The 13,920-nt window shown below is 58.8% G+C and carries 10 protein-coding genes; 4 read left to right on the top strand and 6 right to left on the bottom strand.

Annotation, left to right across the window (positions count from 1 at the left end):
• Positions 1-5 precede the first annotated feature (5 nt).
• Positions 6-2,927, top strand: a complete 2,922-nt coding sequence (locus HW450_RS04885) for an FAD-binding and (Fe-S)-binding domain-containing protein (RefSeq protein WP_182386871.1) — start codon at positions 6-8, stop codon at positions 2,925-2,927.
• On the opposite strand, the gene HW450_RS04880 is transcribed toward HW450_RS04885, so the two are convergent.
• Positions 2,924-3,916 carry an alpha/beta hydrolase gene (locus tag HW450_RS04880; protein WP_182386870.1) on the bottom strand — a complete coding sequence of 331 codons (993 nt, stop codon included), beginning with the start codon at positions 3,914-3,916 and terminating at the stop codon, positions 2,924-2,926. The genes HW450_RS04885 and HW450_RS04880 overlap by 4 nt on opposite strands.
• 113 nt (positions 3,917-4,029) lie before the next feature.
• Between HW450_RS04880 and HW450_RS04875 the strand changes: the two genes are divergently transcribed.
• A complete protein-coding gene (locus HW450_RS04875) occupies positions 4,030-5,523 on the top strand; it encodes an ATP-binding protein (protein ID WP_182386869.1) in 1,494 nt (497 codons plus the stop codon).
• Between the two features lie 18 nt (positions 5,524-5,541).
• On the opposite strand, the gene HW450_RS04870 is transcribed toward HW450_RS04875, so the two are convergent.
• Positions 5,542-5,778 carry a hypothetical protein gene (locus HW450_RS04870; protein WP_182386868.1) on the bottom strand — a complete coding sequence of 79 codons (237 nt, stop codon included), beginning with the start codon at positions 5,776-5,778 and terminating at the stop codon, positions 5,542-5,544.
• Positions 5,779-5,990: 212 nt separating this feature from the next.
• Between HW450_RS04870 and HW450_RS04865 the strand changes: the two genes are divergently transcribed.
• A complete protein-coding gene (locus HW450_RS04865; protein WP_182386867.1) occupies positions 5,991-7,148 on the top strand; it encodes a protein adenylyltransferase SelO family protein in 1,158 nt (385 codons plus the stop codon).
• Positions 7,149-7,224: 76 nt separating this feature from the next.
• Here HW450_RS04865 and HW450_RS04860 read toward each other — a convergent pair whose 3' ends face one another.
• Genes HW450_RS04860 through HW450_RS04850 form a run of 3 tightly spaced genes read right to left on the bottom strand, consistent with a single transcriptional unit; the run spans position 7,225 to position 9,824 of the window.
• Positions 7,225-7,902 (bottom strand): methionine ABC transporter permease, encoded by a 678-nt coding sequence (locus tag HW450_RS04860; RefSeq protein WP_182386866.1) that lies wholly within the window; start codon positions 7,900-7,902, stop codon positions 7,225-7,227.
• Positions 7,899-8,936: a methionine ABC transporter ATP-binding protein gene (locus HW450_RS04855; RefSeq protein ID WP_182386865.1), complete on the bottom strand. Its 1,038-nt coding sequence runs from the start codon at positions 8,934-8,936 to the stop codon at positions 7,899-7,901. The genes HW450_RS04860 and HW450_RS04855 overlap by 4 nt, the downstream gene beginning before the upstream one ends.
• Before the next feature lie 21 nt (positions 8,937-8,957).
• The gene (locus tag HW450_RS04850; RefSeq protein WP_182386864.1) at positions 8,958-9,824 is read right to left on the bottom strand and encodes a MetQ/NlpA family ABC transporter substrate-binding protein; all 867 of its coding nucleotides are present in this window, start codon (positions 9,822-9,824) and stop codon (positions 8,958-8,960) included.
• Between the two features lie 206 nt (positions 9,825-10,030).
• Between HW450_RS04850 and HW450_RS04845 the strand changes: the two genes are divergently transcribed.
• Complete coding sequence (locus HW450_RS04845; RefSeq protein ID WP_182386863.1) at positions 10,031-13,174, top strand: error-prone DNA polymerase; 3,144 nt, start codon at positions 10,031-10,033, stop codon at positions 13,172-13,174.
• On the opposite strand, the gene HW450_RS04840 is transcribed toward HW450_RS04845, so the two are convergent.
• On the bottom strand, positions 13,175-13,795 hold the full coding sequence (locus tag HW450_RS04840) for a trimeric intracellular cation channel family protein (protein WP_182386862.1): 621 nt from the start codon (positions 13,793-13,795) through the stop codon (positions 13,175-13,177).
• Positions 13,796-13,920: the final 125 nt, after the last annotated feature.

The following is a 13,920-nucleotide window of genomic DNA, read 5'->3' as shown; positions in this document are numbered from 1 at the left end:
GGGGCATGAAGAAGCTCCTCACCCTCGACACCACCAAAATTGGCCAACCGCATGGAAACAGCGAAGAGTTTCCCGACCGTTTTCCGGAAGAACTCTCCTCCGGTACGCCACAGGAGCTGAAACAGGATCTGACGGATCTACTCGGGGCTGATCAGGTTCACTGGCGTGCCCTGGACCTGGTGCGCTACGCGTCAGACGCCAGCCACTACCGGCTATTTCCGCAGGTAGTGGTGGCTCCGCGTGAAGCCTCCGATGTGCAAAAAATCATGGCCTACTGTGAGGCGAACGGCCGAAATCTGGTGTTCCGCTCCGGCGGATCTTCCCTCAACGGCCAGGCGCAAGGCGACGACATCCTGGTAGATGTCCGCTCCAACTTCCGTGGCATTGAGGTACGCGAGGACAGCGTGTACGTTCGCCCCGGCGAAACCCTCACCGCCCTCAACGCGGTGCTGGCACGCTCTGGACGACGCTTCGCCCCAGATCCTGCCTCTGCGGTGGTGGCCACGATCGGCGGCATTCTCTCCAACAACTCCGGTGGCATGCGTTGCACCGTGGAGCAGGACTCCTATCACGCGATCCGCGAAGCCACCATCGTGTTGCCGTCGGGAACGGTCGTCGATACGCGCGCTGCTGACGCTGACGCCACCCTCGCCGCCGCTGAGCCCGAGCTGGTGGCGGGGTTGATGGACATCCGCGCCCGACTGCTTGCCGACGACGCCCTGGTTGCCCGCCTGCGCCGCAAATTCTCCATCCGTAACACCAATGGCATCCGCCTCGACGCCTTCCTCGACGCAGATACCCCCGTTGGAATCCTGCGTCGCCTGATGGTGGGTGCCGAAGGCACACTCGGTTTCATCGCAGACGCAGAACTGGAGACCCAACCACTGCCCACGGTCAAGGCCGTCACGTGGGTCATGCTGCCCACACTCGCCTCCGCGGCGGAGTGCGTCCCACAGCTCATGGCTGCTGGCGCCGCCGCCTGCGAGATCCTGGTGAGCCCCGTGCTGCGCGAATCGGTGGGTAACTTCAAGGGCGCGGACCCGAAATGGATTGACCTCGATGATGACGCCTCCGCGCTGCTGCTGGAAATCGCCGGCGTGGATGAGGCAGACCTCCAAGCAAAAATCGCTGCTGCCCAGGCAGTGCTTGCCGACGCGCCGCTGACCGCGCCACTGGACTTCATGCGGAACCAACGCGATATTGACCTGGCGTGGCAGATCCGTGGTGGCCTGTTCACCCTCTTCGGAAAGCAGCGCAAGGAAGGCACCGCATTGATCACTGAAGACGTGTGCTTCCCACCAGCAGAGGTGGGCGAGGCCGCGAAAGACCTGATGCAGCTGCTGCGCGAACACGAGTACCCAGAGATGGTCATGGGGCACGCCGCATTCGGAAACTTGCACTTCTTCATGACGCCCGCCTTCGGCAACGAAGCAGAAGTACACGCCTACGAAAACTTCATGGATGACCTGGTCAAGCTGGTGATCGATAAGTACGACGGCTCCCTTAAGGCCGAACACGGTACGGGACTTGCCATGGCCCCCTACCTGGAGCGGGAATGGGGCACGGAGCTGTTCAACTTGATGTGGGAGGTCAAGCAACTGCTCGACCCACACGGGATCCTGGCCCCCAACGTCAAATTCACCCGAGACCAAGACATCCACATGAAGAACTTCAAGTCCTTCCCCCGCATCGAAGCGGAAGCCACCCACTGCGTGGAATGTGGTTTTTGCGAGCCGGTGTGCCCCTCCCGCAACGTGACCGTCACCCCACGCCAACGCATCGCCCTGCGCCGCGAGATGGCACGCCAGCCAGCCGGATCCGCGCTGCTCAAGGCGCTGTTCGACGATTACAGCTACGACGCCATCGACACCTGCGCCGCCGACGGCACTTGCGCAATATCCTGCCCCATCTCCATCGACACCGGAGCCCTGATGAAGAGCTTCCGGGCAGCACAACAGTCCGCTGCGGCGAACCAAGTAGCACTGAAACTGGCTCAGAACTGGGCCACTGTGGAAAAGGCTGCCCGCGGTGGACTCTCTGCTGCCGGGGCAGTGGAAAAAGTAGTGGGACGTGGGGCCTTGTCCGCAATCACCGGCGCGCTGCGCACCGTGATTTCCGAAGACCTCGTGCCTTCCGCCCAGGATGGCCTGCCACCGGCGGCCACGACGCTGCCCGCCACGACACGCACCGGGGCCGCGGCCATTTACTTCCCAGCCTGCATCAACCGCATGTTCGGGCGGTCTGGCGCCGGGGTGTCCCTGCCAGAAACCCTGGTCGCAGTGTCCGAGCGTGCGGGCAAGCCACTGCACATCCCAAGCGGCGTCGCCGGAACCTGCTGTGGCACACCGTTTAGCTCCAAAGGTTTCCGAGACGCCAAGCACTACATGTGCGTGAAACTCCTCGAGGACCTGTGGCTGTGGTCCGAATCCGGCACGTTGCCGATCGTGGTAGACGCAGCCTCCTGCACCCATGGCATGCTGGAGAACGTGCCCGGAGAGCTGACAGAGGAGCAGCAGTCGCGCTGGGAGAAGATCCGCATCATGGATGCGGTGGAGTGGGCAGCATCCCTGTTGCCTTCCTTGACCGTCGCCCACCCGGTTAGCCGCGTGGCCGTGCACCCGAACTGCTCCCTCCACCACATGGACCTGGTGGATCCGCTCATGGATGTTGCTTCCTTCGCAGCCGAGGAGGCATTCATCCCAGTCGGCGCCACCTGCTGCGGTACCGCAGGTGATCGCGGCCTACTCCACCCAGAGCTCCTGGAGTCAGCGACGCAGGACGAACGCGCGGGGCTGGCGTTAGCGCAACAGGACGGGCCTATCGACGTCTTCGTCTCCGCCAATCGCACCTGCGAAATGGGCCTGGAGCAAAAGACCGGATACAACTACGAACACGTGTTGTACCTGCTGGATGAGGCGACGCGCTAGCTAGCGGGGTGCCACTGGGACAGCTTGTCGAGCAGGATTCGATCCGAGTCTTGCTTGGCGGTTCGGTTGTCTTCCACAGTGCCTCCGAGCATCTTTTCCCAAGATGGGCCGAAGGTGGTGATGTCCTCGGAGAACATGTGACCGGCGCCCGGGTAGACGTGCGCCTCAAGGCCGGGGTTTCGCTCTGCTAGGTTCGTTGCGGCGATGTCGCCCGGCCACATGGCGTCCTGGTCGTCGGCGAAGAGTAGCCCCTGGCCATGGAAGTTCTCAATAGGAATGCGGGCAGCCTCGGTATTGTCGGCGCGTTCGGGCATGCTTGAGTAAATCTCGCGGTAACGGATCGGCAACCCCAACGCCATGTCTGCCAACATTTTCAGCGACGGGCCAACCTCGGAGTTTCGGAAGGGGAGGAACGGCACCGGCTCACCATCCTGGGTGAAGGACGACTTCTCTTGTTGCCCGAAGGCAAGGCCTTCGTAGGTGTATTCGCTTGGCGTGAATAACACTATGTTGTCGATCTTGGCACCACGTGCTGCCAAGTTCGCGGTAAGCTCCGCCCCCTTGGATGCGCCGATCACAGTGATTGGCCCCTCAGGAATGAGGGCTGTGACCTCGCCAAAGAACTCCAGCGGGACTTCCGCCAAGCTTTCCTGCTGGTTTGGTTGTCCGAAGAAGAACAGCGCGTAGACCTCGTAGCCTTGCTCCCACAACTGTTTGGCCCGGTCGTAACTTGGGGAGCCTTCGGAACCGCCGAAAGTGATCACTACGCCTTGGTGGCGTTTCTCAGTAGGAAGGAAATGGAAGCCATTCAGGTAAGTTCCCTCAATTGGTGAAATGGACTGGCTGGTTTCGTAACTGGACTTGTCGCGTGGATTGGCGCCGGGGACCGCGAATCGCGAGGAATTGTAGCTGTGAATTCCGAACAACACACCCACAATGATGACAACGGCTACCAGCATGGCTAGCAGGAACTTCAGAAGTTTTTTCATAGCATCCACCTAGCAAAATTGGGGAAGAAGGAGATTGCTTACGCCAATCATACTTTCAAAAAGTCTTAGTTAGGGATTGAAACTGAGAAAGTTTGTGAGTTATCATTCGGAGTATGCAACTTAACTCGGGGGAAGTGAAGGCTGTCCTAGCTGAATTGCGCAGCCGTCGTGGCGACTCCGCAAGTATTGAAGTCAAGGCTGCTCAGGGAGGGCTTCCTGCCGATATTGGGGCGACGGTGTGTGCGTTTGCCAACATGCCCAACGGGGGAACTGTCATGTTGGGAATCGGGGAGGAAAGAAACTTTGAAATCCTGGGAGTTTCAGAACCAGCACAACTAGAGGCAGGGCTGATAGAGGCTGCCAGGATGAGCGTGGATCCTTGTCCACATATCAATTCCTATGTGGTGCAGCTGCAACAGAAGCAAGTGGTGATAGCGAACATTCAAGGGCTAGATCCGCTCGATCGACCAGCGCGTTTTCATGGTAAAGCATACTTGCGTCAGTCCGATGGCAATTACGAGATGAGTGCCACTGAATTGCGCATGCTGGAATCCAGCAAACTGCAAGTAGATGTATCCGCTACTTTTGAACAGCGACCCGTCGCCGACACAGCAGTGGAGGATCTGGATCCGGCATTGGTCGCTAAGTTTTTGTCGGCCGCGCGTACCCGCATTTCCCGGCTTGCAGGTATTGCAGACGATCACAAGTTACTCCGCACGTTGGGGGTCACAACTGCTACGGGGGAACTGACGCTTGCCGGACTCTACGGGCTCGGGAACTTCCCGCAAGGTCCCTTGCCTTCACTGGCGGTTACCTGCGCAGTTCGTTTGCCACGCAGTGATACAGCGAGATTGCGCAACCTAGAAACCTTCCACGGTCCGGTGCCGGATCTGATTCAGGCAGTTATGCAGTGGGTGGCTCGTAACCTGGACACGGTCGAGCAGTATCAGCCAGACGGACACATGAAGACGGTCCTCGAACTGCCCTTGCCAGCAATTCGAGAGGCTGTAGCGAACGCGCTGGTGCACCGCGATCTTAGACCCCTGACGGTGGAAAGCGGAAAGTCCATTGACATTCGACTCGAGCCAGGAAAACTGGTCATCGCATCGCCGGGAGGGCTCAAGGCACTTTCCCTCGATCAGCTTCTCAGTGAAGAGCTGACCCGCGCCGAGGTAAATCAGCGACTCTATCGTATTGCCAAACTTATTACCGACCCCGATGGAAACTCAATCATTGAAGGCGAAGGCGGTGGCATCCAGGAAATTCTGCGGCAGTGCGAACGCCACGCGATTGCCCCACCGACTTTTGTGGACACTGGGGTGAAATTCACGACCATTTTTTGGCGGAACCAACTTGAACAGAGAAAACAAAAGATCACTGCATCGCATGATCCCGTGGAGATCCTCAGCCTCGGCAAAAACGCGCCCCTGATCTACCAAGTAGCGCAAACCAAGCCAGATGGCTTTTCCTTGCACGACCTGGAAGAAGAACTATCGCTTACAGAGGCACAAATTCGCTATGCCTTGGCGCCACTGCTGAAAAAAGGAATCATCCACAGGGATGGCGGACAGGGCAAAAAGAATACTTCGTATCGACTCGCACCTTAACAAGGGCACCAACGAATGCTATTTCGGTGTGCTTGCGACCTTGGTCTCCGTCCAGCTAAACCGAAACTCCGGAAACAGCAGGTTAATCGTCTCCAAGTGGTAGAACGAATTCTTGCCGTGCTTGGCGTAGTGGTACTCCCGCGCCCGCAGCGTGGTTACCGAGACCAAATTCCCAAAGCCAGGCAAGAAACCAGGGGAATGGAGCTGCAGAAACGGCGTGAGGTCGAGCAACCAGGCGTCGGCAAGCAGCTGCACCTATATTCTTGGGTTTCGCTCAGGTCATTAGGTAGCGCGGCACCGGCATATGAATGCTGTAGGTGTGGGGCCTTGTGCCAACGCCCACGGCTTTTCCGTTAAACCAGCTGGAATCGACGTCCCTGCCACGCTGGCGACAGACGAGAGCCCACATGCGTGCCAGAGAAGCTAGCAGAGTTCTCGGGATAGAAATCCCCGTACACTCAAAAGGCATGAAGCCAGAATTCCCGATCGCCGAAGCCCTGCCCGAGCTTGCCTACCATGCCGGTGGCGAGGCGACGCCCGACCCCGAACTTCTGCTCCTCAACGAGCCCCTAGCCGTCGACCTTGGCCTCGATCCCGATTGGCTCCGCTCACCCGAGGGCATCACATTCCTGCTCGGCCAGTCCGGCGGTTACGCTCTCGCCTACGCCGGGCACCAGTTCGGTCAGTATTCGCCGCTGCTTGGCGACGGCCGTGCCCTCCTCCTCGGGACCTTCGAAGGATACGAAGTGCAGGCAAAGGGGACCGGCCGGACCCCATTTTCCCGCGGTGGTGACGGTCGGGGACCGCTGGATGCGATGCTTCGCGAGTACTTGATCTCCGAGTACATGCACGCCATCGGTATTCCCACCACCCGAGGACTCGCAGTGCTCACCACGGGACGGAAAATTCAACGCCAGCTAGTGGTTCCGGCTGCGGTAGGTGTGCGCGTAGCGCGCTCTCACCTGCGCGTGGGCACGTTTGAACTTGTTCGTAATAATGGCACTCCAGACATGATGGACCGGCTCGAGTCTTTTGCGTGGTCGTTGTTCCCCGGCGGTGTGTCAGCTGTTGCCCAACGCCAGTGCGACACCGTGGCGCAATGGATGGGCGTTGGTTTCGTACACGGCGTGATGAACACCGATAACTGCTCGATCTCCGGCGAAACCCTAGACTACGGGCCCTGTGCATTCCTAGACACCCATGATCCGGCGGCGTGCTTCAGCTCGATTGATACTCAGAAGAGGTACGCCTACGGGCGCCAACCCGCCATCTTGCAATGGAACCTTGCGCAGCTGGGCTTCAAGGGGGACTTCGTCTCTATGTTCTCCTCATCACTACAGCGCGTTTTTGCTCGCAAGCTGGGAAAATCCGATCCGGATGCTATCAACGAATGGTTTGCCTCGCTCCCGGGCAAAGACCACACTCTGGTTCACACGGACCTGCCTGGCACTAATCCCCAGGTCATCCCACGTAATCACGTGGTGCAACAGGCACTCGATGCCGCGAACGAAGGAGACATGTCGCAGTTCCTTGCATTGCACGAAGTGCTGCAACAGCCATATGAAAAGCCGCCTGCTGAATATCAGCAGACGGCAGAGCAGTACGTCACGTATTGCGGTACTTAGTACGGCGGAATTTGTGGCTCGAAATGACCAAAAGGCACCCCCGTTTTGGTCAAACAGAACCACAAATCCGACCAGCCTAACGACGCATAATCTTCTTAGACAACCAGTTTCCGAACAGTTGCGCGATCTGGACGATCACGATGATCACTGCGGTTGCTGCGAGGGTAACTTCGGTGTCGAAGGAGCGGTACCCGTAGACGATGGCGAAGTCGCCGAGGCCGCCGCCACCGATGTAGCCGGCCATCGCGGACATGTCGACGACGGCGATGAAGATGAAGGTGAAGCCGAGGATCAGTGGGCCGAGTGCTTCGGGGATGATCACGGTGCGGATGATGCGCCATGGGGAGGCGCCCATGGAGCGAGCGGCTTCGATGACGCCTGGATCGATGGCGACGAGGTTTTGTTCCACGATTCGTGCGACACCAAAGGTGGCGGCTACGGACATAACGAAGGTTGCGGCATCGATGCCGATGGTGGAACCGATGGCGAGCTTGGTGATCGGTCCAATGAAGGCGATCAAGATGATGAAGGGGATCGGCCGGACAAAGTTCACCAGCAGGTTGAGCAGCCAGTACAGGGGAGTGCTCTGCAAGATACCGCCGGCGCGGGTGGTGTAGAGCAGGATGCCGAGGCAGAGGCCGAAGATACCACCGGCAACCATGGTGATGGACACCATGTACAGAGTGTCGATGATTGCGGAGATGAAGCTGTCGCCTAACCGGTCCCAGTTGGCGGCGAGGATGGTTTCGGTCATCGTTTGATCTCCTGAACCTCAGCGTTGGCGGATACGGACTGGTAGAACTTTTCGATGGCGTCGTCAGGGCCGGTGAGCTGCACCGTTACTTTGCCAAAGGAGTGGTGCTGCAGCGTGGTGATTCCGCCGTGCACGATGTTGATGCTGACTCCTGCCGGCGCAGCTTCGGCTGCGGCAGCGAAGAAACCAGTTTCCTCCGTGAGGTTGATGGTGAAGATTCGCCCCGGGCGGGTAAGCAGCTCGTCAGATTCCACCATGTCTGGGGTGTTACGCAGCGAGGTTGCCACGAATCGTTGAGCCACGGCGGTTTGTGGGTTGGAGAAGACTTCGTAGACACTGCCGTATTCGACCACCTTGCCAGCTTCCATGACGGCAACCTTGTCCGCGATGGAACGCACCACGTCCATCTCGTGAGTGATCACCACGATGGTGATCCCGAATTCCTTGTTGACCCGGCGCAGAAGTTCCAGGACATCGTGGGTGGTTTCCGGGTCGAGGGCAGAAGTGGCTTCGTCGGCAAGCAGCAGGCGTGGCTGCGTCGCGAGTGCGCGGGCGATGCCGACGCGCTGCTTCTGGCCGCCGGAGAGCTGCTCCGGGTAGTGACCGGCTTTATCGCTGAGGCCGACGAAGTCGAGCAATTGTGCTACGCGCTGCTGTCGTTCCTTCTTGGGCATGCCGGCCAGCTCAAGCGGGTAGGCCACGTTGCCGGCGGCGGTGCGGGAAGAAAACAGGTTGAACTGCTGGAAGATCATGCCGATGTCGCGACGCACGCCACGGAGCTTCTTTTCGGACAGGCCGACGACGTTTAGGTCGTCGAGAAGTAGCTCGCCACTGGTGGCGCTTTCGAGGCCATTGATCAGGCGTACCAGCGTGGACTTGCCGGCGCCGGAGTAGCCGATGATGCCGATGATCTCGCCTGGTTGGACAGTGAGGTTGATGCCGTCCAGTGCGTTCAGCGTCTTCTTGTTGGTGCGGAAGACTTTGGTAATGTCCCGGAACTCGATGCGAGTGCCGGGACGGGGTGCGGTAGTCACAGGTGATGCTTTCCTTAAAGGTTATTTTTGGTTAGCCTGCAGGCGATCGAGGATTTCCTTCAGCTCAGCCTTATCACGCTTAACTTCGACGGAAGTGCCCTTGGAGTCCTCGGAAAGAGCCTTCTGGACAGCTTCGGTGTGGTAGACCTCTACGAGCTTAGCGATCTTTTCGTTGTTGACGTCGTCCTGACGAACCACGATGGCGTTGATGTATGGCTCAGCCTCAGGTGCGTTTGGATCGTCCTTGAAGATCGCAGCCTTCGCGTCGATGTTGGCACGCTCCAGGAAAGTGTTGTTGATGATTGCTGGCTTGCCTTCGCTGTACACGGTAGTGGTCTGTGCAGAGTCGACCGGAACGACCTTCACCTTGGACGCGGCGGTATCAATGTCGGCTGGGGTTGGGGTCACCAAGCCTTCGGACTTCAGAGTAACCAGTCCAGCCTGCTTGAGGACGTTGATGGCACGGCCCTGGTTGGAAGGGTCATTAGGCACGGCAACTTCCTGGCCATCGATGCCGTCGATGGACGAGTGATCCTTCCAGTAGAGCGCGAGAGGCACGATCTGGGTGGAACCGATTGGCACAAGGGTGTCATTGGCGCCGACGTTGTACTCAGCGAGGAACTTCAGGTGCTGGAAGAGGTTAGCGTCCACTTCACCTTCGGACAGCGCGCGGTTGGGGGTGCTGTAATCGGCGAACTGCGTGGTCTTGATCTTGACGCCGGCCTTCTCAGCCTCGTCTTCGAAGACCTTCCAGTAGCCCATGTCAGCTTCGGTGGTGCCGAGCTTAATGGTGTCTTCGTCATTGGAGGCGCCACGGCCGCAGGCGGTGAGGGAGGTGGCGGCGAGGATGGTTGCCAGCCCCAAGGCGGCGGAACGACGGAACTTCATTTCAAATCCTTTTCTAGACAGAGCTTTCTATTTGTTGGTGAAAACCCTAGCAATTCAACAGGTAATGCACAACTTGGTCTAGAAAGCTTGGTCTGTTCCTGCAATGTAAAAGGGGTGTTACCTGCAGTTTTTAGTTTCCCGTGACGCTGATCACTTAACAGGGTTTGGGTATAGAACAAAGTTTCTATATCTGTTATGGTGTGGGCATGGAATGGAATGGGGGTCCGGTCGGGTTCAATGGTAGACCACTAAGCTGGTCAAAGCTGGAAAAGATCCTCAATGGGCAGCAGGTTTCCACGCCAGTGTCTGTGCGTCATCTGGAGGAAGAACTTGTTGAAAATAATCCATGTGTGCGAAAGGATTTTGTAGAGCTTCATGCCCGAAGTTCGTACAACTTTCTCGTCGGTGCGTCTGAACCGGAAGAATTGGTGGCGCGTGCCGCAGAACTAGGCATGCCCGCTTTGGGAATCGTCGATCGCGATGGATTCTACGGCGCCGTCAAATTTGCGGAAGCAGCAGCTCACGCTGGAATCAGCACCGTTTTCGGGGCCGAGCTTTCGCTTGCCGACGCCCCACTCACCGTACTAGCGCGCAGCCCCGAAGGGTACCGGCGCCTCTCCCACGTCATCACTGACGCCCGCATGGCAGGAGGCACCAAAGACACCACTGTCTATCCACCTCTGGAACAACTCGGCGAACACGCGAAACATTGGATCATTTTGGCAGATCACCGTTGGTTTCCGGGCCTCGATGTGCTGGTAGATACCTTCGGCGTGGACAGCGTCGTCCTTGAACACCAAGCCCTCCTGATCCCCGAGGACGCCGATCGCCTCGCAGCACTACGAGACGCACAAACCCGCTTCGGATTGCGGGCAGTGGCGTCGGCGGTGCCCACGGCGGCGTCGTTAAGCAGCGTGCGGTTGGCCGCGGCGAAAAATGCGCTGAAGCTGCGTATGGGCGTGGCCCAGGCAGAAGCGCACCTGCATCCGATGGGAGCGTCGTGGCTGCGCGGCGAGGACACGCTGCGGCGCGCGCTTAACGACGCCCCAGACCTCATCGACGCCACCATCCCTCTCGCCGAAGAGTGTGCCTTCACGCTCGACCTTGTTGCGCCGAATCTCCCGCACTGGGATGTGCCGGCGGAGGAGAGTGAAATGAGCTATCTGGCGGCGCTGACTAGGCAGCGCTTCCGTGATCGCTACGCGCAACGGCCCGCTGACGTGCAAGAACGCGCCCGCGCGCAGATCGACTACGAGCTGAGCGTCATCGAATCGCTAGGCTTTCCTGGCTATTTTTTGATCGTCATGGACCTGGTGGACTTTTGCCGCGCCAACGACATCCTGTGCCAGGGGCGAGGATCCGCTGCGAACTCCGCGGTCTGCTTCGCACTAGGTATCACCGCTGTCGAACCTATCGGAGCGGGCCTGCTCTTTGAACGTTTCCTCTCCCCAGACCGGGACGGCCCACCTGACATTGACATTGACATCGAATCGGGGCGCAGAGAAGAAGTGATCCAATACGTCTACCGAAAATACGGCAGAGACAACGCTGCGCAAGTAGCGAACGTGATCACCTACCGAACCAAAGGCGCCATTCGTGACGCCGGGCGCGCACTCGGCTACCCACAAGGTAGTTGTGACTCCTGGTCGCGAGGCAGCTCCGAACCACCAGAACGCGTGGTAGAATTAGCGCAGCAGCTCACCGGACAACCTCGTCACCTCGGCATCCACTCCGGTGGCATGGTGATCTGCGACCGGCCCATCGCCGACGTTGTGCCGGTGGAATGGGCGCGGATGGCAGACCGATCCGTGGTGCAATGGGACAAAGATGACTGCGCCTCGGCAGGACTCGTGAAGTTCGATCTCCTGGGGCTCGGCATGCTCGAAGCGTTGCATCACATGATTGACCTGGTGGCGCAGCACCGCGAGGTAACAGTGAATCTATGGGACCTCGACCTTGCCGACCCCGCAATCTACGACATGCTCTCCCGCGCCGACGCGGTGGGAGTGTTCCAAGTGGAATCGAGGGCCCAACTGGCAACCCTGCCCAGGCTTAAACCGCGAAACTTCTTCGACCTCGTCGTGGAAGTCGCCCTGATCCGTCCCGGCCCAATCCAGGGCGGCAGCGTGCACCCGTACATTCGGCGACGCAACGGGCAAGAGCCCGTGACCTACGATCACCCCTGCCTCGAAGCCGCACTAGGTAAAACCTTAGGAATTCCCCTGTTCCAGGAACAATTGATGCAAATGGCTCGCGATGCCGCCGGATTTACCGGCGCGGAAGCCGATTCCCTCCGGCGCGCCATGGGGTCCAAACGCTCCCCGGCAAAAATGGCTGCACTTAAGGAGCGGTTCTACACCGGGCTGCGAGAAACCAACGGCATATCCGGGGAAATCGCAGATAAACTCTGGAACAAAATGGTCGCCTTCGCAGCCTACGGATTCCCCGAATCCCACTCCCAATCCTTCGCCGGGTTGGTGTACTTTTCTGCCTGGTTCAAGCACTACTACCCGGCAGAATTCTGTGTGGGATTGCTCAGGGCGCAACCGATGGGCTTCTACTCACCACAATCCCTCATCCAGGATGCTCGCAGGCACGGGGTGCGTATCCTCCCGATCTCGGTCAATCACTCGGGAGTAGAAGCAGATTGCCCAGGAGGGGCCATACGGCTGGGGCTCAACCTGGTCCGCGGACTCGGGGAGGAAGCAGCAGCCCGCGTGGCCGATGCCGCGCCATTCACGGGGGTGGCTGACCTCGCTCGTCGGGCAGATCTCAGTGTCTCCCACACCGAAGCGCTCGCCCGCGCCGGGGCACTCGATTGCTTTGGAATAGACCGCAGGCAAGCGCTGTGGGAAGCCGGGATCGCTGCTACGGAAAAAGACGGCATGTTGCCCGGCCTTTCTGCCATAGAAGCTCCTTCACTACCAGGCATGAACGCCTTTGAGTTGCTCGCAACAGATATCGCCACCACCGGTGTCACTCACCACACCCAGCCCATGGCGATGCTGCGCAGCGCGCTAGGTGATGCCGGAGTCATCCCGGCCAACCAGCTTTTGCACGTTGAGGATGGCAGTCGAATCCTTGTCGCCGGCGTGGTCACTCACCGCCAACGGCCACGCACCGCCAGCGGACTGACCTTTTTGGGAATGGAAGACGAAACCGGGCTGATCAACGTGATGGTGTCCCCAGGGCTGTGGGCACGTCACAAGGTGGTAGCCCGCACATCAAAAGCACTGCTCGTGCGGGGAATCATTCAAAATGCTACCGGCGCACCGACGCTGGTTGCAGACAAACTCGAAGCCCTGCCGGTCGGAGAATATCTCAGCAGGGGATCCAGGGATTTCAGGTGACTAGCTGCGTTCCTGGTAATCAAACACCGGCAGTGCCCAGCCACGCCAAATGGCAAGGAGCCGTGTATTCACGGCAATGAGCACCGCAACCACAACGGTGACAGGCTCAGAGGCCCCCAGCCACATCATCACGAAATAGACGCAGGTGGCGAGCACTGCGATGGACGCATACAGCTCCTTTTGAAATACCAGCGGAATGCGGCTACACAGCATATCCCGCAGCACACCGCCGAACACACCGGTGGTCACTGAAGCGACCACCGCAATGATGAAACCATGCCCCAGGCGAAGCGCCACTTCTGTGCCGATCACTGCAAATGCTGATAAACCAATGGCATCTAACACTAAAAAGACGACCCGGAAATTCTCCAGGAGAAACGGCATGCCAACCGTAGCTAATGCCGCGACCCATATCAACAGCAGGTAGTAAGGTTCTTTCACCCAGGTCAACGGGTAGTTGCCCAGCAGCATGTCTCGAATGGATCCACCACCAATCGCGGTGACTGACGCAATAACCGCTACACCAAACAAGTCCATGCGCTGCCGGCCAGCAGCCAGGGCCCCAGTCATCCCTTCGGCAGTGATGCCGATGATCCACAGGATTTTGAGCAGAGTAAACATCAATGCTTTCGGCTAGAGAGCGAAAAGTACAGGAATGAGACTAGTTCATCCTGGCGGGAAGCTAGCAAGTCAAACATGAAACCATATGGTCTGACCACAGTCAAGCTGTGAGTATGTGAGAAATC

Origin of the sequence: Corynebacterium hindlerae (assembly GCF_014117265.1) — a bacterium.
Classification (GTDB): Bacteria; Actinomycetota; Actinomycetes; order Mycobacteriales; family Mycobacteriaceae; genus Corynebacterium; species Corynebacterium hindlerae.
Note: the sequence above shows the minus strand (reverse complement) of the source record. Positions and strands in the feature narration are given on the sequence as shown.

Coding starts and splice junctions, on each gene's coding strand:
- HW450_RS04885 (WP_182386871.1), top strand. CDS start 6: ATGAAGAAGCTCCTCACCCTCGACACCACCAAAATTGGCCAACCGCAT.
- HW450_RS04880 (WP_182386870.1), bottom strand. CDS start 3,916: ATGAAAAAACTTCTGAAGTTCCTGCTAGCCATGCTGGTAGCCGTTGTC.
- HW450_RS04875 (WP_182386869.1), top strand. CDS start 4,030: ATGCAACTTAACTCGGGGGAAGTGAAGGCTGTCCTAGCTGAATTGCGC.
- HW450_RS04865 (WP_182386867.1), top strand. CDS start 5,991: ATGAAGCCAGAATTCCCGATCGCCGAAGCCCTGCCCGAGCTTGCCTAC.
- HW450_RS04860 (WP_182386866.1), bottom strand. CDS start 7,902: ATGACCGAAACCATCCTCGCCGCCAACTGGGACCGGTTAGGCGACAGC.
- HW450_RS04850 (WP_182386864.1), bottom strand. CDS start 9,824: ATGAAGTTCCGTCGTTCCGCCGCCTTGGGGCTGGCAACCATCCTCGCC.
- HW450_RS04845 (WP_182386863.1), top strand. CDS start 10,031: ATGGAATGGAATGGGGGTCCGGTCGGGTTCAATGGTAGACCACTAAGC.
- HW450_RS04840 (WP_182386862.1), bottom strand. CDS start 13,795: ATGTTTACTCTGCTCAAAATCCTGTGGATCATCGGCATCACTGCCGAA.